Annotated in this window: 16 protein-coding genes; 14 read left to right on the top strand and 2 right to left on the bottom strand. The window is 37.4% G+C overall.

Annotation, left to right across the window (positions count from 1 at the left end):
• The first annotated feature begins 83 nt into the window (after nucleotides 1-83).
• Genes fbaA through KO521_RS19590 form a run of 3 tightly spaced genes read left to right on the top strand, consistent with a single transcriptional unit; the run spans nucleotide 84 to nucleotide 2,545 of the window.
• A complete protein-coding gene (fbaA, locus tag KO521_RS19580; RefSeq protein ID WP_215941614.1) occupies nucleotides 84-1,151 on the top strand; it encodes a class II fructose-bisphosphate aldolase in 1,068 nt (355 codons plus the stop codon).
• A 36-nt stretch (nucleotides 1,152-1,187) separates the two neighbouring features.
• Nucleotides 1,188-2,063, top strand: coding sequence for an acetyl-CoA carboxylase, carboxyltransferase subunit beta (accD, locus tag KO521_RS19585; RefSeq protein WP_215941754.1), 876 nt, complete (start codon nucleotides 1,188-1,190; stop codon nucleotides 2,061-2,063).
• On the top strand, nucleotides 2,060-2,545 hold the full coding sequence (locus KO521_RS19590) for a hypothetical protein (RefSeq protein ID WP_215941615.1): 486 nt from the start codon (nucleotides 2,060-2,062) through the stop codon (nucleotides 2,543-2,545). Before accD ends, KO521_RS19590 begins: the two co-directional genes overlap by 4 nt.
• 85 nt (nucleotides 2,546-2,630) lie before the next feature.
• On the opposite strand, the gene KO521_RS19595 is transcribed toward KO521_RS19590, so the two are convergent.
• On the bottom strand, nucleotides 2,631-3,545 hold the full coding sequence (locus KO521_RS19595) for a DUF302 domain-containing protein (protein WP_252730130.1): 915 nt from the start codon (nucleotides 3,543-3,545) through the stop codon (nucleotides 2,631-2,633).
• A 248-nt stretch (nucleotides 3,546-3,793) separates the two neighbouring features.
• Here KO521_RS19595 and rpsO point away from each other — a divergent pair, with 248 nt between their 5' ends.
• The 11 genes from rpsO to KO521_RS19650 all read left to right on the top strand — a co-directional run bounded on the left by rpsO (nucleotide 3,794) and on the right by KO521_RS19650 (nucleotide 14,554).
• Nucleotides 3,794-4,063 (top strand): 30S ribosomal protein S15, encoded by a 270-nt coding sequence (gene rpsO / locus KO521_RS19600; protein ID WP_194526211.1) that lies wholly within the window; start codon nucleotides 3,794-3,796, stop codon nucleotides 4,061-4,063.
• A gap of 186 nt (nucleotides 4,064-4,249) precedes the next feature.
• Nucleotides 4,250-6,478: a polyribonucleotide nucleotidyltransferase gene (locus KO521_RS19605; protein WP_215941616.1), complete on the top strand. Its 2,229-nt coding sequence runs from the start codon at nucleotides 4,250-4,252 to the stop codon at nucleotides 6,476-6,478.
• 164 nt (nucleotides 6,479-6,642) lie between these two features.
• A complete protein-coding gene (locus KO521_RS19610) occupies nucleotides 6,643-7,506 on the top strand; it encodes a sigma-70 family RNA polymerase sigma factor (protein WP_215941617.1) in 864 nt (287 codons plus the stop codon).
• Between the two features lie 234 nt (nucleotides 7,507-7,740).
• Complete coding sequence (locus KO521_RS19615; protein WP_215941618.1) at nucleotides 7,741-7,983, top strand: VF530 family DNA-binding protein; 243 nt, start codon at nucleotides 7,741-7,743, stop codon at nucleotides 7,981-7,983.
• Between the two features lie 8 nt (nucleotides 7,984-7,991).
• Nucleotides 7,992-8,444, top strand: a complete 453-nt coding sequence (locus KO521_RS19620) for a tRNA (cytidine(34)-2'-O)-methyltransferase (protein ID WP_215941619.1) — start codon at nucleotides 7,992-7,994, stop codon at nucleotides 8,442-8,444.
• A gap of 131 nt (nucleotides 8,445-8,575) precedes the next feature.
• On the top strand, nucleotides 8,576-9,595 hold the full coding sequence (locus KO521_RS19625) for an adenosine deaminase (protein ID WP_215941620.1): 1,020 nt from the start codon (nucleotides 8,576-8,578) through the stop codon (nucleotides 9,593-9,595).
• A gap of 92 nt (nucleotides 9,596-9,687) precedes the next feature.
• Nucleotides 9,688-10,368: a ribulose-phosphate 3-epimerase gene (gene rpe / locus KO521_RS19630; RefSeq protein WP_215941621.1), complete on the top strand. Its 681-nt coding sequence runs from the start codon at nucleotides 9,688-9,690 to the stop codon at nucleotides 10,366-10,368.
• Nucleotides 10,347-11,327 (top strand): YpdA family putative bacillithiol disulfide reductase, encoded by a 981-nt coding sequence (locus KO521_RS19635; RefSeq protein ID WP_215941622.1) that lies wholly within the window; start codon nucleotides 10,347-10,349, stop codon nucleotides 11,325-11,327. The genes rpe and KO521_RS19635 overlap by 22 nt, the downstream gene beginning before the upstream one ends.
• Nucleotides 11,328-11,429: 102 nt before the next feature.
• The gene (locus KO521_RS19640) at nucleotides 11,430-11,924 is read left to right on the top strand and encodes a hypothetical protein (RefSeq protein WP_215941623.1); all 495 of its coding nucleotides are present in this window, start codon (nucleotides 11,430-11,432) and stop codon (nucleotides 11,922-11,924) included.
• A gap of 124 nt (nucleotides 11,925-12,048) precedes the next feature.
• The gene (locus tag KO521_RS19645) at nucleotides 12,049-13,920 is read left to right on the top strand and encodes a tetratricopeptide repeat-containing sensor histidine kinase (protein ID WP_252730131.1); all 1,872 of its coding nucleotides are present in this window, start codon (nucleotides 12,049-12,051) and stop codon (nucleotides 13,918-13,920) included.
• Nucleotides 13,910-14,554 (top strand): response regulator, encoded by a 645-nt coding sequence (locus KO521_RS19650; RefSeq protein ID WP_215941624.1) that lies wholly within the window; start codon nucleotides 13,910-13,912, stop codon nucleotides 14,552-14,554. The genes KO521_RS19645 and KO521_RS19650 overlap by 11 nt, the downstream gene beginning before the upstream one ends.
• Here the strand turns inward: KO521_RS19650 and KO521_RS19655 are convergent, their stop codons facing one another.
• Nucleotides 14,555-15,064 (bottom strand): hypothetical protein, encoded by a 510-nt coding sequence (locus tag KO521_RS19655; protein WP_215941625.1) that lies wholly within the window; start codon nucleotides 15,062-15,064, stop codon nucleotides 14,555-14,557.
• Nucleotides 15,065-15,076: the final 12 nt, after the last annotated feature.

The following is a 15,076-nucleotide window of genomic DNA, read 5'->3' on the forward strand; positions in this document are numbered from 1 at the left end:
TATAAACACCAATCTTTTTAGACCTATTTATTTTATTACATTTGTCCTATTCATTTTTATTTATAATTTAGACCAGAAACATTATGGCTCACAGTATAAAACCAGGTGTCGCAACAGGTGACGAAGTACAAGCAATCTTTAACTATGCCAAAGAAAAAGGGTTTGCCCTTCCTGCAGTAAACGTTATTGGTTCTGACACAATAAACGGTGTCTTAGAAACAGCAGCAAGCTTAAATGCTCCTGTAATTATTCAATTTTCTAATGGCGGTGCTCAATTCAACGCCGGTAAAGGCTTGTCTAATGATGGTCAAAAAGCAGCTGTTCTTGGTGCTGTAGCCGGAGCAAAACACGTACACCAATTAGCAGAAGCTTATGGTGCTACCGTTATTCTTCACACAGACCACTGTGCCAAGAAATTACTACCTTGGATAGACGGACTTTTAGATGCTAGTGAAAAGCATTTTGCTGAAACTGGAAAGTCACTTTTTAGCTCTCACATGATCGATCTTTCAGAAGAGTCTCTTGAAGAGAACATTGAAATCTGTAAAGGTTATTTGGAACGCATGAGCAAAATGAACATGACGTTAGAGATAGAACTTGGTATTACAGGTGGTGAAGAAGATGGTGTTGACAATTCCGATGTTGATGATTCAAAATTATATACACAGCCAGAGGAAGTAGCTTATGCATACGAAGAACTTTCAAAAGTAAGCCCAAGATTTACTATTGCAGCAGCTTTTGGTAACGTTCACGGCGTATACAAGCCTGGTAACGTAAAATTGACTCCGAAAATCTTAAAAAACTCTCAAGAATATATTTCTAAAAAGTACAATGTGGAGCATAATCATATCGATTTTGTTTTTCACGGAGGTTCTGGTTCTACAGTTGAGGAAATTAGAGAAGGTATCAGCTACGGAGTTATTAAAATGAATATCGATACAGATTTACAGTATGCTTTTTTAGCAGGTGTTCGTGACTATGTTCAAGATAAGAAGGACTATCTTCAAGCTCAAATCGGAAATCCGAACGGTGCCGACGAGCCTAACAAAAAATTCTACGATCCAAGAGTTTGGTTACGTGAAGGTGAAAAATCTTTTGTAGAGCGTTTGAAAAAAGCTTTTGAAGACTTAAATAATGTAAATACCTTATAACAAAGGTTATACATCCCCAAAACTAATATGGAAGATATGACGGCTTGGTTCAGAAGAAAGGAAAAGGGAATACAAACGGCTACCGAAGAGAAGAAAGACACTCCAAAAGGGTTGTGGTATAAATCCCCTACGGGAAAAATTGTTGAATCAGAAGTACTTGCTAAAAACTTTTATGTAAGTCCAGAAGATGACTACCACGTTCGTATTGGCAGCAAAGAGTATTTTGAAATTCTTTTTGATGACAATAAATTCAGGGAGCTAGATGCTAAATTGACCTCCAAAGACCCTTTAAAATTTGAGGATACCAAGAAATATTCCGAAAGATTAAAGGCCGCCCAAAAGAAAACAGGACTCAATGATGCCGTAAGAACCGGTTTTGGAAAGTCTTTGGGTAAAGACATCGTTATAGCATGTATGGACTTTAATTTTATAGGCGGATCAATGGGCAGTGTAGTTGGTGAAAAGATTGCGCGCGCTATAGATTATGCTATAAAAAGAAAGGTTCCTTTTGTAATGATTTCAAAATCTGGTGGTGCACGTATGATGGAAGCAGCACTTTCTCTCATGCAATTAGCCAAAACATCGGCAAAATTGGCACAGTTGGCAGAAGCTAAACTTCCGTACATTTCACTATGTACCGATCCAACTACAGGAGGTACTACTGCATCCTATGCCATGTTAGGTGATATAAATATATCCGAACCTGGTGCACTAATAGGTTTTGCTGGACCAAGAGTGGTAAAAGAAGCTACAGGAAAAGAACTTCCTGATGGTTTCCAAACTGCAGAATTCGTAAAAGATCATGGTTTTCTAGATTTCATTTCTCATAGAAGGGATTTAAAAAAGAAAATCAATCTTTATATCGATTTAATTCAGAATAACCCTATAAGAACGGAAAAGGCCTCAGCATGAAACCATTAGTGATTACACTAATTTCATTTTGGTTCATATGTTGCTCAACAGATAAAGAAAAAATGCTTGCCGCAGAATCTGACGCGGCAGGCATTTTATTTGATAAGGCGGGAGTAATTGAAATTGAAATTTCAGGTGAAGAAAATGCCTATACTTTTAACACAACCGTCATTAGTCCGGACACTGGTTGCGACCAATATGCGGATTGGTGGGAGGTTATTGATTTAAAAGGAAACCTTATTTACCGTAGAATTTTAACCCACAGTCATGTAGACGAACAACCTTTCTCCCGTTCAGGAGCAGGTATACCTGTGACGGAAGGTACTCAAGTCTATGTTCGGGTGCACGTGAACTCTCTGGGCTACGCACCTGAAGTCCAAAAAGGCTCCGTAGAAAATGGTTTTATGGCAGCTCAATTAGATAGTGGGTTTGCACAAGAACTAGAAAAAGAAGACCCTTTACCTTCTGGTTGTGCTTTTTAGCAAATAACAATATACAAGAGACTCCTTAAATGAAAAAGCCTCACTATTTCTAGTGAAGCTTAGCAATTTTCCATTCAATACTATACTAGTTTGAAGAAGTGGCAATACCCTGCAATGCTGCCAAAATAGTTTCCAAAGTAGCATCACTACCTGTAATACCATGTCTTGACCTTAACAACTCAGGACTATTAAATGCTATACTCACTTCACCTGCTGCATTTTCATATACCAATATCTTTTGTGGCAGATCAAGAGCTGTAGTTTGGCTGTTCTGCATTAACGGTGTGCCCAGTTGTGGATTACCAAAAATAATTACCTTGGTAGGTAACAATTCTAACTCAACATTGGCCGCATTGGCCTGGTGATCCAATTCAACTACAAGCGTTAGGTTTGGATTATCGTTAATTACACTCATTATATTATTGTAGGTATCATCAAATGTTCGTGTACTTGCAACCGTAAGTACATTATAATCTGCCTCTACATCACTAACTTGCTCCGTAATTTGGGCCATTCCCGCATTTTCACTTAAGTTTTTTAATGCTCCTGCTATTGTAGGTAAAGTAGGCACATCACCAAGTGTATGGCGGTTGCTTAAATAAACCGTGGAATTATAACCCACATAAACCTCCTCGTTTTCATTTTGATAAACTAAAATACGTTGTGGCAAATCTAGACCTACCTGTTGGTTTGCCTGCATTAATGGCGTTCCTAGGTTGGGATTGCCAAAGAAAATAATTTTAGTTGGGTTCAACTCCAATTCTGCAGAAGCCCCATTAGCTGCATGATCTACCTCCGCTACGATTTTAATATTCTCATTTGCCTCTAGACTAGCTTTAAGAACAGCATAGGTTTCGTCAAAAGACTGTGCGCTTTTTAAAAAATTCATACCCACCACATTTGGGGCGGTATCCATTGTTTCTGGTTCTTTTGTTTCATCTTCATCGCAAGCAACGAAAGCTAGTGCCAAGAAAATACCTGTAAAAAATTTCAATTTCATAACTAAATAATTTTGGGGGGACTTAAGTCTATATCTATGTTCTATTCAACAGACCGCCATTCATACTATAATTATATACGCACCGTATTGGTAATCGGTTTTTCTTCCATCACAAAGTTTTGTTTGACATACCAAGCGTTTAATGCAATTATTTGTAGAAATCATTTGTTTTATGCACATTAATCGTATCTTTGCAGCTTGATTGAAAATCAGTCATATACATAAAAATCATTTAAAATAATATTGGAATGTATTTAACAAAAGAAGTTAAAGCCGAAATCTTTAAGAAACACGGTGGTAGCGAAACAAACACAGGTTCTACTGAAGGTCAAATCGCATTGTTTACACACCGTATCAATCACTTGACAGGTCACTTAAAGAAAAACCACAAAGATTACAACACTGAGCGTTCGTTGGTAAAACTGGTAGGTAAGAGAAGAAGCTTACTAGATTACATGATAAAGAATGATATTGTTAAGTATCGTGAACTTATCAAAGAACTAGGTATTAGAAAATAAGAATTACAATAAGGGCTGAAATTTTCGGCCCTTTTTTTTATATTTATGTCGTCCTAATAATTAGGATTTTTACAAAAAGCTGCACCCGGTTTTTCATTGGTCAACACAACACAACAACTTCGACCATCAAACGTCGATAAGACCATTGTTTAACAATTCGCCCGTTGGCGTGTTTAATTAAAATTTATGATTCCAAAAGTATTTAAAGAGGTCATAGACCTTGGTGACGGTAGGGAAATTTCTATCGAAACCGGAAAATTGGCAAAACAGGCCCATGGTTCTGTTGTTGTCCAGTCAGGAAAATGTATGCTATTGTGTACAGTAGTTTCCAACTACAAACAAAGTGATGTTGATTTTCTACCATTAACGGTAGACTACCGCGAAAAGTTTGCAGCAGCGGGGCGTTACCCAGGTGGTTTCTTCAAAAGAGAAGCTAGACCTAGTGATGGAGAAGTATTGACCATGCGTTTAGTAGACCGTGTACTACGTCCACTTTTCCCAAAAGATTATCACTCTGAAACTCAGGTGATGATTCAATTAATGTCTCATGATGATGATGTTATGCCAGATGCAATGGCCGGTTTGGCTGCATCTGCTGCAATTCAATTATCGGATTTCCCGTTTGAATGTGCTATATCAGAAGCTAGAGTTGCCCGTGTAAACGGTGAATTCGTTATCAACCCAACAAGAGCTCAGTTGGCAGAATCCGATATTGATATGATGATCGGTGCCTCTGCTGATTCCGTTATGATGGTTGAAGGTGAAATGGATGAGATTTCTGAAGAAGAAATGACCGAAGCCATTAAATTTGCCCATGAAGCTATTAAGGTACAATGTGCTGCCCAAGAAGCTTTAGCAAAGGCTTTTGGTAAAAAAGAAGTTCGTGAATACGAGCCAGAGCGAGAAGATGCTGATCTAGCCAAGAAAATTCACGATATGGCGTATGACAAAGTCTACGCTGTAGCACAAGCAGGTTCTGCAAAACATGAGCGTAGTGCGGCATTTGGTGAAATCAAGGAAGAAATCAAGGCTACTTTCTCAGAAGAGGAGCAAGCGGATTTTGGCAGCTTAATTTCCAAATACTACAGTAAGGCAGAAAAAGCGGCTGTTAGAGATTTAACTTTGAACGAAGGTTTGCGTTTAGATGGGCGTAAGACAACTGAAATCAGACCTATCTGGTGCGAGGTTGATTATTTACCATCTACACATGGTTCTGCAATATTTACCCGTGGGGAAACTCAGGCTTTGGCTACCGTAACATTAGGAACATCCAGAGATGCAAATAAAATTGACATGCCATCCTACGAAGGTGAAGAAAACTTCTATTTACATTATAACTTCCCCCCTTTCTCAACAGGTGAAGCAAGACCTATTCGTGGAACTTCCCGTAGAGAAGTTGGTCATGGTAACTTGGCACAACGCGCATTAAAAGGAATGATTCCTGCAGATTGTCCTTATACCGTTCGTGTGGTTTCAGAAGTATTAGAATCTAACGGTTCTTCTTCTATGGCAACCGTTTGCGCCGGTACAATGGCAATGATGGATGCCGGTGTTCAATTGAAAAAACCGGTTTCTGGTATCGCAATGGGGTTGATCTCTGATGCTGATTCAGGTAAATACGCCGTTCTTTCTGACATCTTAGGTGATGAAGATCACTTGGGTGATATGGACTTTAAAGTTACCGGTACCGCAGATGGTATTACTGCTTGCCAGATGGATATTAAAGTAAAAGGTCTGTCTTATGAAATTCTAGTTAACGCATTGCAACAAGCTAGAGATGGTCGTTTGCACATCTTATCTAAATTAACCGATACTATTTCTGCTCCAGCAGCAGAAGTTAAGGATCATGCACCTACAATGGTTACAAGACGTATTCCTAATGAATTCATTGGAGCGTTGATCGGACCAGGAGGAAAAGTGATTCAAGAGATGCAAAAAGAAACTGAGACTACTATCGTTATAAACGAAGACCCGGTTACTGAAGAAGGTATCGTAGAAATTTTAGGCGTAGGTAGTAAAGGTATTGATGCTGTTATGGCAAAAATAGATTCTCTTCTATTCAAACCTGAAGTAGGCAGTGCTTACGAAGTTAAAGTAATTAAAATGCTAGACTTTGGTGCTGTTGTAGAATACCAAGATGCTCCTGGCAACGAAGTGTTGTTACATGTATCCGAATTGGCTTGGGAAAGAACTGAAAATGTATCCGATGTGGTAAACATGGGCGATGTCTTTGATGTCAAGTATTTAGGTACTGACCCTAGAACCCGTAAGGAAAAGGTCTCTAGAAAGGCATTATTACCTAAACCAGAAGGTTTTGTAGAAAGACCTCCACGTAGTGATAAAGATCGTGGTCGTGGTAGAGATGATAGACGAGGCGGTAGAGATAATCGTGATCGTAAACCAAGAAGAGACTAAACACTCTAAAATTTAACACATATTTTAAGCCTCAACTTGTTAAGTTGAGGCTTTTTTGTGCGACTCATCTAAAAAATAAAGTTTTTTACCTCCGTTTGTAACATTTCTGGCTTTTTTGCGTATAAGTATATGCAGTCTATGCAAACTGAACCTAATTTATTTACATGAGACAGCTTAAAATTACAAAACAGGTCACCAATAGGGAGACCGCATCTTTGGACAAGTACTTGCAAGAAATAGGCAAAGTAGACTTGATTACGGCAGATGAAGAAGTAGAATTGGCACAACGCATCAAGGCAGGCGATCAGGTCGCTCTTGAAAAACTCACAAAGGCCAATCTTCGATTCGTTGTATCAGTTGCCAAGCAGTACCAAAACCAGGGACTTACTTTACCCGATTTGATTAACGAGGGTAACCTTGGTCTTATTAAGGCCGCACAACGTTTTGATGAAACAAGAGGATTTAAGTTTATTTCTTATGCCGTTTGGTGGATTCGTCAATCTATTTTACAAGCTCTGGCTGAACAATCTCGTATTGTACGTTTGCCATTGAATAAAATTGGTTCGATCAACAAGATCAATAAGACCTTTGCTTTTCTTGAGCAGGCACACGAGCGTATGCCTTCTCCAGAAGAAATTGCAAAAGAATTGGACATGACGGTTGCTGATGTGAAGCAGTCGCTCAAAAACTCCGGTCGTCACGTATCTATGGATGCTCCGTTGATCGATGGTGAGGATTCCAACTTGTACGATGTACTTCGTAGTGGTGAGTCTCCAAACCCGGACAGAGAATTATTGCACGAGTCTTTACGTACTGAAATTGAACGTGCATTAGAAACTTTAACTCCCAGAGAAGCGGATGTTATTCGTTTGTATTTTGGTCTTGCTGAGCAACACTCAATGACTCTTGAAGAAATTGGTGAAACCTTTGATCTTACCAGAGAAAGAGTACGCCAAATCAAGGAAAAAGCTATTAGAAGGCTAAAACATACTTCTAGAAGTAAAATTCTTAAAACCTATTTAGGTTAAAACACCTCGAAAATTACACGTTAAATATTCCTTAAATTGGAAATTTGGCATATAAATTGTAATTTTAAAAGCAACAACAGTTTATCATGACTGTTCGTTTTTTGATTGATGAATAAACTCCGGCTGATTACCGGAGTTTTTTCATTTATAATATTTTCGGAAATCAATAAAAAGAACCTATTCTTAAGTATATTGCTGGTAACAAAATATTTAGTTTAAACGCTGAACACCCTTATGGAATCTGAGAACAATACACCCAACAACCAACCTAACAATCCGCTTCATGGTGTAAAACTGACAGACATCTTAGAAAAACTGACAGAAAAATATACTTGGGAAGAATTAGCAGACCGTATTAATATAAATTGTTTTAAAAGCAACCCAACAATAAAGTCCTCGCTCAAATTTCTGAGACGCACGCCATGGGCCAGAACCAAGGTAGAACAGTTATATTTGAGATCTTTTCATAAAAAATAATCAGCGGTATGCCCTTTAATATTGTACTTGTAGAACCAGAAATCCCCAACAATACCGGAAATATTGGCAGATTGGCACTTGGATCAGGTTCTACTCTACACCTTGTAAAACCTTTTGGTTTTGAATTAAATGACAAACGCGTAAAACGTGCCGGTCTTGATTACTGGCAACATCTAGACCTTCACATTTATGAGAATCTAGAAGACTTTTTATCTCAGCATGGAAACAAAAATCTAGTATTGTTTTCAAGTCATGGAACTAAAGATCATTGGTCCATTCCTTTTGAAGACGGTCAGTTTCTTGTTTTTGGCAAGGAATCCGTTGGCTTACCCTCTACCCTAGTATCCTCTTATAAAGACCGTTTATATAAAATTCCACTTTACAGTGAACATATCAGGAGCTTAAATCTGGCCAATGCAGTAGGCATCGCAGTGTATGAAGGTCTAAAGAGCATTCAATAATAGAGAAAGTTATTTCCACCCACCACGACTATTATTAATCAACTTTAAGTATTATCATAGTTAGTGTTAATCAAGAAACCACTAACTTGAAGTATCTCATTGGTATTCAAAAAAATTAAAGTATTTGTGTTATGAAAGATTCTGAAATGCTGTCCTTTATCCAAGGTTTGCCAAAAACTGAGCTCCATTTACATATTGAAGGTACGTTTGAGCCTGAACTTATGTTCAAAATTGCAAAAAGGAACAACCTTGAAATTAAATATGCAGATGTTGAGGAATTAAAAAGAGCTTACAGTTTCAATAACCTTCAAGAGTTTTTAGACATTTACTATGCCGGTGCTTCTGTTCTCATTGAAGAACAAGACTTTTATGACCTCACTTGGGCATATTTAACAAAAGTGCACGAGGAAAATGTAAAGCATGTAGAAATATTCTTTGACCCACAGACGCATACGGACCGTAATGTTTCCTTTGAATATGTGCTGAACGGAATCTACAAAGCTCTAGAAGATGGCCAAAAGCAGCTAGGTATTAGTTTTAAATTAATCATGAGCTTTTTAAGACATTTAGACGAGGCATCTGCGTTCAAGACATTAGAACAAGCTTTGCCTTATAAGGACAAAATTATAGCGGTAGGACTAGATTCTTCAGAATTAGGTAATCCACCATCAAAATTTAAAAACGTATTTAAAAAAGCCTTAGATGAAGGTTTTTTGACCGTAGCCCATGCTGGGGAAGAGGGGCCTTCTGAATATATTCGGGAGGCCTTGGATTTACTTAAAGTTGGCCGTATTGACCATGGCAACCGCTGCCTTGATGATATTGATTTAGTAAAAAGATTGGCTAAAGAACAAATGCCACTTACTTTATGCCCGCTATCCAATCTTGAACTTAAGGTAATTAAAGATTTAAAAGAATATCCGTTGTTGAAAATGATGGAACACAATCTACTGGTTACAATAAACTCTGATGATCCTGCTTATTTTGGGGGTTATATGAACGAGAATTTTTGGGGCATAACCAAAGCCTTAAATCTTTCTAAATCGCAAATTGCAGAATTGGCAAAAAACGGCTTTAAAGCTAGTTGGTTGTCACCTAATGAAAAACAAACCTATTTAAAGGAAATTGATTTATATCTTCTTAATAACTAGAACCTCGGATCCTGCACTCTTTCACTGGTAACTGTTATCCCATAAAAGCACAATTCATTACTTTTGTATAAATTCTTTTTAACAGAAATAACATGAGTAAAACAAAAATTGCACCATCTCTTCTAGCTGCCGACTTTGGTAACCTACAGCGTGATATCGAAATGGTAAATAACAGCAATGCTGATTGGCACCATATTGACATAATGGATGGCGTTTTTGTTCCGAACATATCCTATGGAATGCCTGTGGTAAAGACTATTGCCCAACATGCAACAAAGCCCTTAGATGTGCATTTGATGATTGTAGATCCTGACCGCTATATCAAAACTTTCGCGGAGTTAGGTGCAACATACCTTACGGTTCACTATGAAGCTTGTACTCATTTACACCGTACCATTCAGGCCATTAAAGCAGAAGGTATGAAAGCTGGCGTGGCCTTGAACCCGCACACAAATGTAAACTTGCTCAAAAATGTTATAAAAGATCTGGACCTTGTTCTTATCATGAGTGTCAATCCTGGATTTGGAGGACAAAGCTTTATAGAGAATACATATGAAAAAGTTCACAACGTTAAAGAACTTATCAAAGAGTCTGACTCTTCCGCTTTAATTGAAGTAGATGGTGGCGTAAATGCAAAAAATGCCAAAGCCCTGATAAAAGCCGGAGCCGATATTCTTGTGGCGGGTAGTTTTATTTTTAAGACCGAAGACCCAACAAAAACCATTGAGGAACTCAAAAAATCTACAGACAGATGGAGCATTTTCGAGTTGTAATTATTGGCGGTGGACCAATAGGTATAGCATGTGGCCTAGAAGCCCAAAAAAAAGGATTGAGTTACGTGATCCTGGAAAAAGGACCCATAGTAAATTCACTGTTCAACTACCCACAGAACATGCAATTTTTTTCATCTTCCGAAAAATTGGAAATTGATGATATCCCCTTTATAAGCACCGAGGCAAAACCAAAAAGAAACGAGGCTCTAGAATATTACCGAAGAATCGTTACTTCAAATAAACTGAACATTAAACTTTTTGAAAAAGTAAATAAGGTTGACAAAATCGAAAATGGTTTTTCCATTGTGTCTTCAAAGGGTAATTATACGGCAGACAAAGTAATTGTATCTACCGGTTTTTATGACCTACCTAATAAACTGAAAATTCCAGGAGAAGATCTTCCTAAAATTGCCCATTATTATGACGACCCTCATTTTTATGCCAATCAGAAACTGGCAGTAGTAGGCGCAAGTAATTCTGCTATTGATGCTGCTTTGGAGTGTTACCGAAAAGGTGCAGAGGTCACCTTAATTATAAGGGGTAGTGAAGTTGGGCCTCGGGTAAAATATTGGGTTAGGCCTGATATCATTAATAGAATTGAAGAAGGCAGTATAAAAGTCTTTTACAATTCCAAATTGAAAGAGGTACGCCAAAGCGGAATTATATTAGATACACCAGAAGGGACCGTTACCCTAGAAAACGACTTTGTTCTAGCTTTGACAGGATACATGCCCAATTTTGAATTCTTGACCAACATGGGAGTTCAGCTTTCTGACGATGAGAAAAAACTACCACAATACAATCCCGAAACTATGGAAACCAACGTAGCGGGAATTTACTTGGCAGGCGTTATATGCGGTGGTATGGAAACCCACAAATGGTTCATAGAGAACTCTAGAGTACACGCCAAAATAATTATCTCCTCTATTCTAAACGAAGAAGAAATCAGTACAATTTAAAATTAAGGTACCCCCTGTTTTCAGGGGGTATTATTTCACTGTTCCAGGTATTCTACACAGCCGTGCAATGCATGAAATTTGTATCAATAAAGAACCTGAACAATGAAATACATCTATCCTAAAATTTTACTCGCCTGTCTTATACTAGCCATATATTGCAATAATAAGCCCGGTAGGAACAAAAGCCCATTCATTTCAGATCAAACCAACCAATACACCCTATTGGTGCAACGTGGGGCTTTTCATTTTGATTCTTTTGAAATTAAAAAGAACAAAATATCTCACATACCTGGTATTTCCTCAAATTTTGAAACCTCTACGTATAAAGAAAACAGCCGATCTGTTTTAGATAGTCTACAGATTTTAGGATTCTTCAAAAAAATTGAGGCCAACGGTTTTTGGAATCTTAAAACCCGTTATGGCACGGAAATATCCTGTAACAGTCAACTAATCGTTACGTTAACGATGAATGGAAAATCTAAAACCGTAATTTGCGATGATTACCAAAGAGATTGCCCTGAGCTTATAAAATACATAGAGCAAAAAGTTATTGAATTGGAAGGAAACGATTTAAAACGAATATACTTACCAGGATAAAACCAAACCACTGAAAACAAATTATAAAATACATATCACTTCTATATTTCGCTTGTACCATCTTATTAGATTAGGCATATTATTATGCCTTTCAAATCTACAAGCTCAAGAGACAGGCAAAGGTTTGCCAAATGAAGAAAGCCCACGTATCACCTTTTCTACAATCCCTAATGCAAGGGAAGAGTCATTAGCACCTTATTATGAAGCATTGAAAAATGCGGAATATGGCAGCCAGCGGTTTTCTGTTTTTGAACAATTGGTGGAACAACATATTAAAAAAGGGAATACAGATTCCATTTTACACTACGGAAATCTATATATAAAAGAACTGGGAAATTGGAAAAAACCCGATTCCTTAAAAACCTCGTACTATACCAAAGCAAATTATTTTCTGGGTATTGGAAGTCATTTTAACGGGCTTTTGAACAACTCCATCCAATGGCATATCAAAGGTCTGCAAGATGCAGAAAGTGTAAATTCAGATGAATACACATATAAAAATCAAATAGGCCTAGCCCATAACTACATCCTAAAATCAGAGAGTGATAAAGCCCTAGATATTTTGGTAAAAGCCACAAAAGATTTTGGAGTAGAATTTACCGGACAAGCTATACAAGCCCATATTTTGATGGGTAACGCTTATTTGTACAAAAAAGAATACCTCCTTGCCAAGAATGAATTTGACGAGGCATTGCGTATGTCCATAGATTTTAAAGATTTAGAAAAAGAGCTAACTGCAAAACTAGAACTTGCCAAACTCGCCGAAGCACAAGAACAATACGACCTAGCTTTTGAGAATTATGAAGCCATTAGAAACGAAGCTCTTTCTAACGGATTTACCGCCATTTATTTTGAAGGTTCTCTATTGTTGGGCAGATTGTACTATAAGGAAGAAATGTATGAAACGGCCAATATAGCACTGAGTATGGCCTATATAAACGCTATTGACCGTGAAAATTTACTGTTCCAAAGAGAGGCATTGAGTATACAGTCCAAAAGTTTTTCCGAGTTAGAGGATTATAAAAATGCCTACGCCATAATGACCCAATTGTTTAGGGTTAATAATCAAATTAACACCAAACAGCAAAGCGAAATCATAAAAGAACTCGAAATTCAATATGAGACTTTAAAAAAAGAAAAAGCTATTTCCAGCCTAGAGGAAGATCAACTCATCAAGGCTGCGGAACTTGAAAGACAAAAGACCATTAAAAATGCATTTTTGATCGGTTTCCTAGTAATTCTTATACCCATAATTGCCCTACTCTATGTCTATTATCAAAAAATACAGACACAAAGTAAACTGAACAAACAGCAACACATAATAAACGAACAGAAAGTTGCCGCACTAAAACAAGAGCAAGAGCTCAACCTTATAAAAGCATCTATTGCAGGACAGGATGAAGAACGAAAAAGAATTGCCCAAGAATTACATGACAGCATAGGTGGAAACTTAGCAGGAATTAAGCTGCAGGTATCCAATATGACACATGATTTTACGAAGTGGAAAGAAATCAACAGTCAGTTAGATGAAACTTACCAATTGGTTCGCGATATATCTCACACACTTATTCCCAAGAAATTTAGACAAAATGCTTTTTCTGATTTGATTAGGGAATATATTGCATCTATTTCACGAAGTGGAAAATTAAATATTGGTTTCCATCCGCATCCAGAAATTGAAATCAATGCTTTGGACGAAAAAATTCAGATAGAAATTTACAAGATTGTTCAAGAGCTGATGACCAATACAGTTAAACATGCTCAAGCAAGTACTATAGACATCCATTTAAACTTACTAAACAAGGAGTTATCTCTTCTTTTTGAAGATAATGGCAAAGGGTTTGATACAGCCAAGATAAAGGAAGGCATTGGTTTTGAAAATATCCGTAGTAGAATCAATCAATTAAATGGTTCACTACATATTGACTCTTCTAAAAATAGGGGCACGGTAATTTCTATAACCGTTCCTTTAAAAAATACATCATATGAAATATAACCTTATCATAGCAGATGATCATAAAATGTTCATTGACGGCCTCTTGAGCATCTTGAATGATGCGCCTGAATTTTCGGTTTCCACTACCGCAAAAAATGGGGCACAGGTCATAAAATATTTAGATATTAATGGTGCTAACGAACTACACCTGCTCATTACCGACCTCAGCATGCCCGAAATGGATGGCATTGACCTGAACCGTATTGTAAAAGAAAAATATCCTACCCTTAAAACATTAGTGGTAAGTATGCATATTGATGGGGGAATGATCGAGAAACTCATTCAAAACAATGTGGATGGTTATGTACCAAAAAATGCTGAAAAGGAGGAACTTCTAACAGCTATGCGAACTATAGTAAATGGCAAGAAGTATTTTTCACAAGAGATCAAACGCGCCTATACGGATGCTATGTTCGAAAACAAAAAACAGGAGGAGATTCATCTAACCGATCGTGAAAAAGAGGTGCTAAAATTAATTGCAGACGAGTACACTACACAGGAAATTGCAGACGAACTTTTTCTGAGTAAGCATACTATAGAAAGCTATCGCAAGAACCTCATTTCTAAATTACAGGTAAAAAACTTAGCTGGTCTTACCAAGCACGCTATAAAAATAGGACTTCTGGACTCGTAATTAAACGAAAATCAAAATCAATGTAAGTACTAATCCGCCTAAAGCAAAATAGAGCCCTTTTTTGAAAATGGGAGCACTTGGTCTGAACATCCAAAATGCGGATATTACAAAAAACAGCAGTGAGGCCCCAAAGAAAATATTCAAAAAGAACAAAGGTTGACTAGAAGTTGCTTTGTGTATTTTGGCCATCTTACCTAGAACAAAAGGTAGCTCTTTTTTGGTAAATGAGGCAATACCGGTTTTGCTATCGTAGGAACCACCCTCAAAATGAACGATACCTCCTTCTTCCTTCTCTACCTTAAAGTGCTTGATTTTAAGAACCTTCCCCACATCTTCGCCTTTAAGGCTTGGCTTTATAGTTTTTTCTACCGCCACTTCTTTTTTAAGAAAATCAGTGTCTCTAAAAATCAAAATAATACCGCTTATTGCATACATGGCCATTATACCTGCCAAGAAAAAGCCCAAATACCTGTGATAGGTACGCATTTTTTCTTCTGTCTTTCTTCCCATTTTCTGATTGGT

Origin of the sequence: Zobellia uliginosa, assembly GCF_018860745.1 — a bacterium.
Lineage (GTDB): Bacteria > Bacteroidota > Bacteroidia > Flavobacteriales > Flavobacteriaceae > Zobellia > Zobellia uliginosa_B.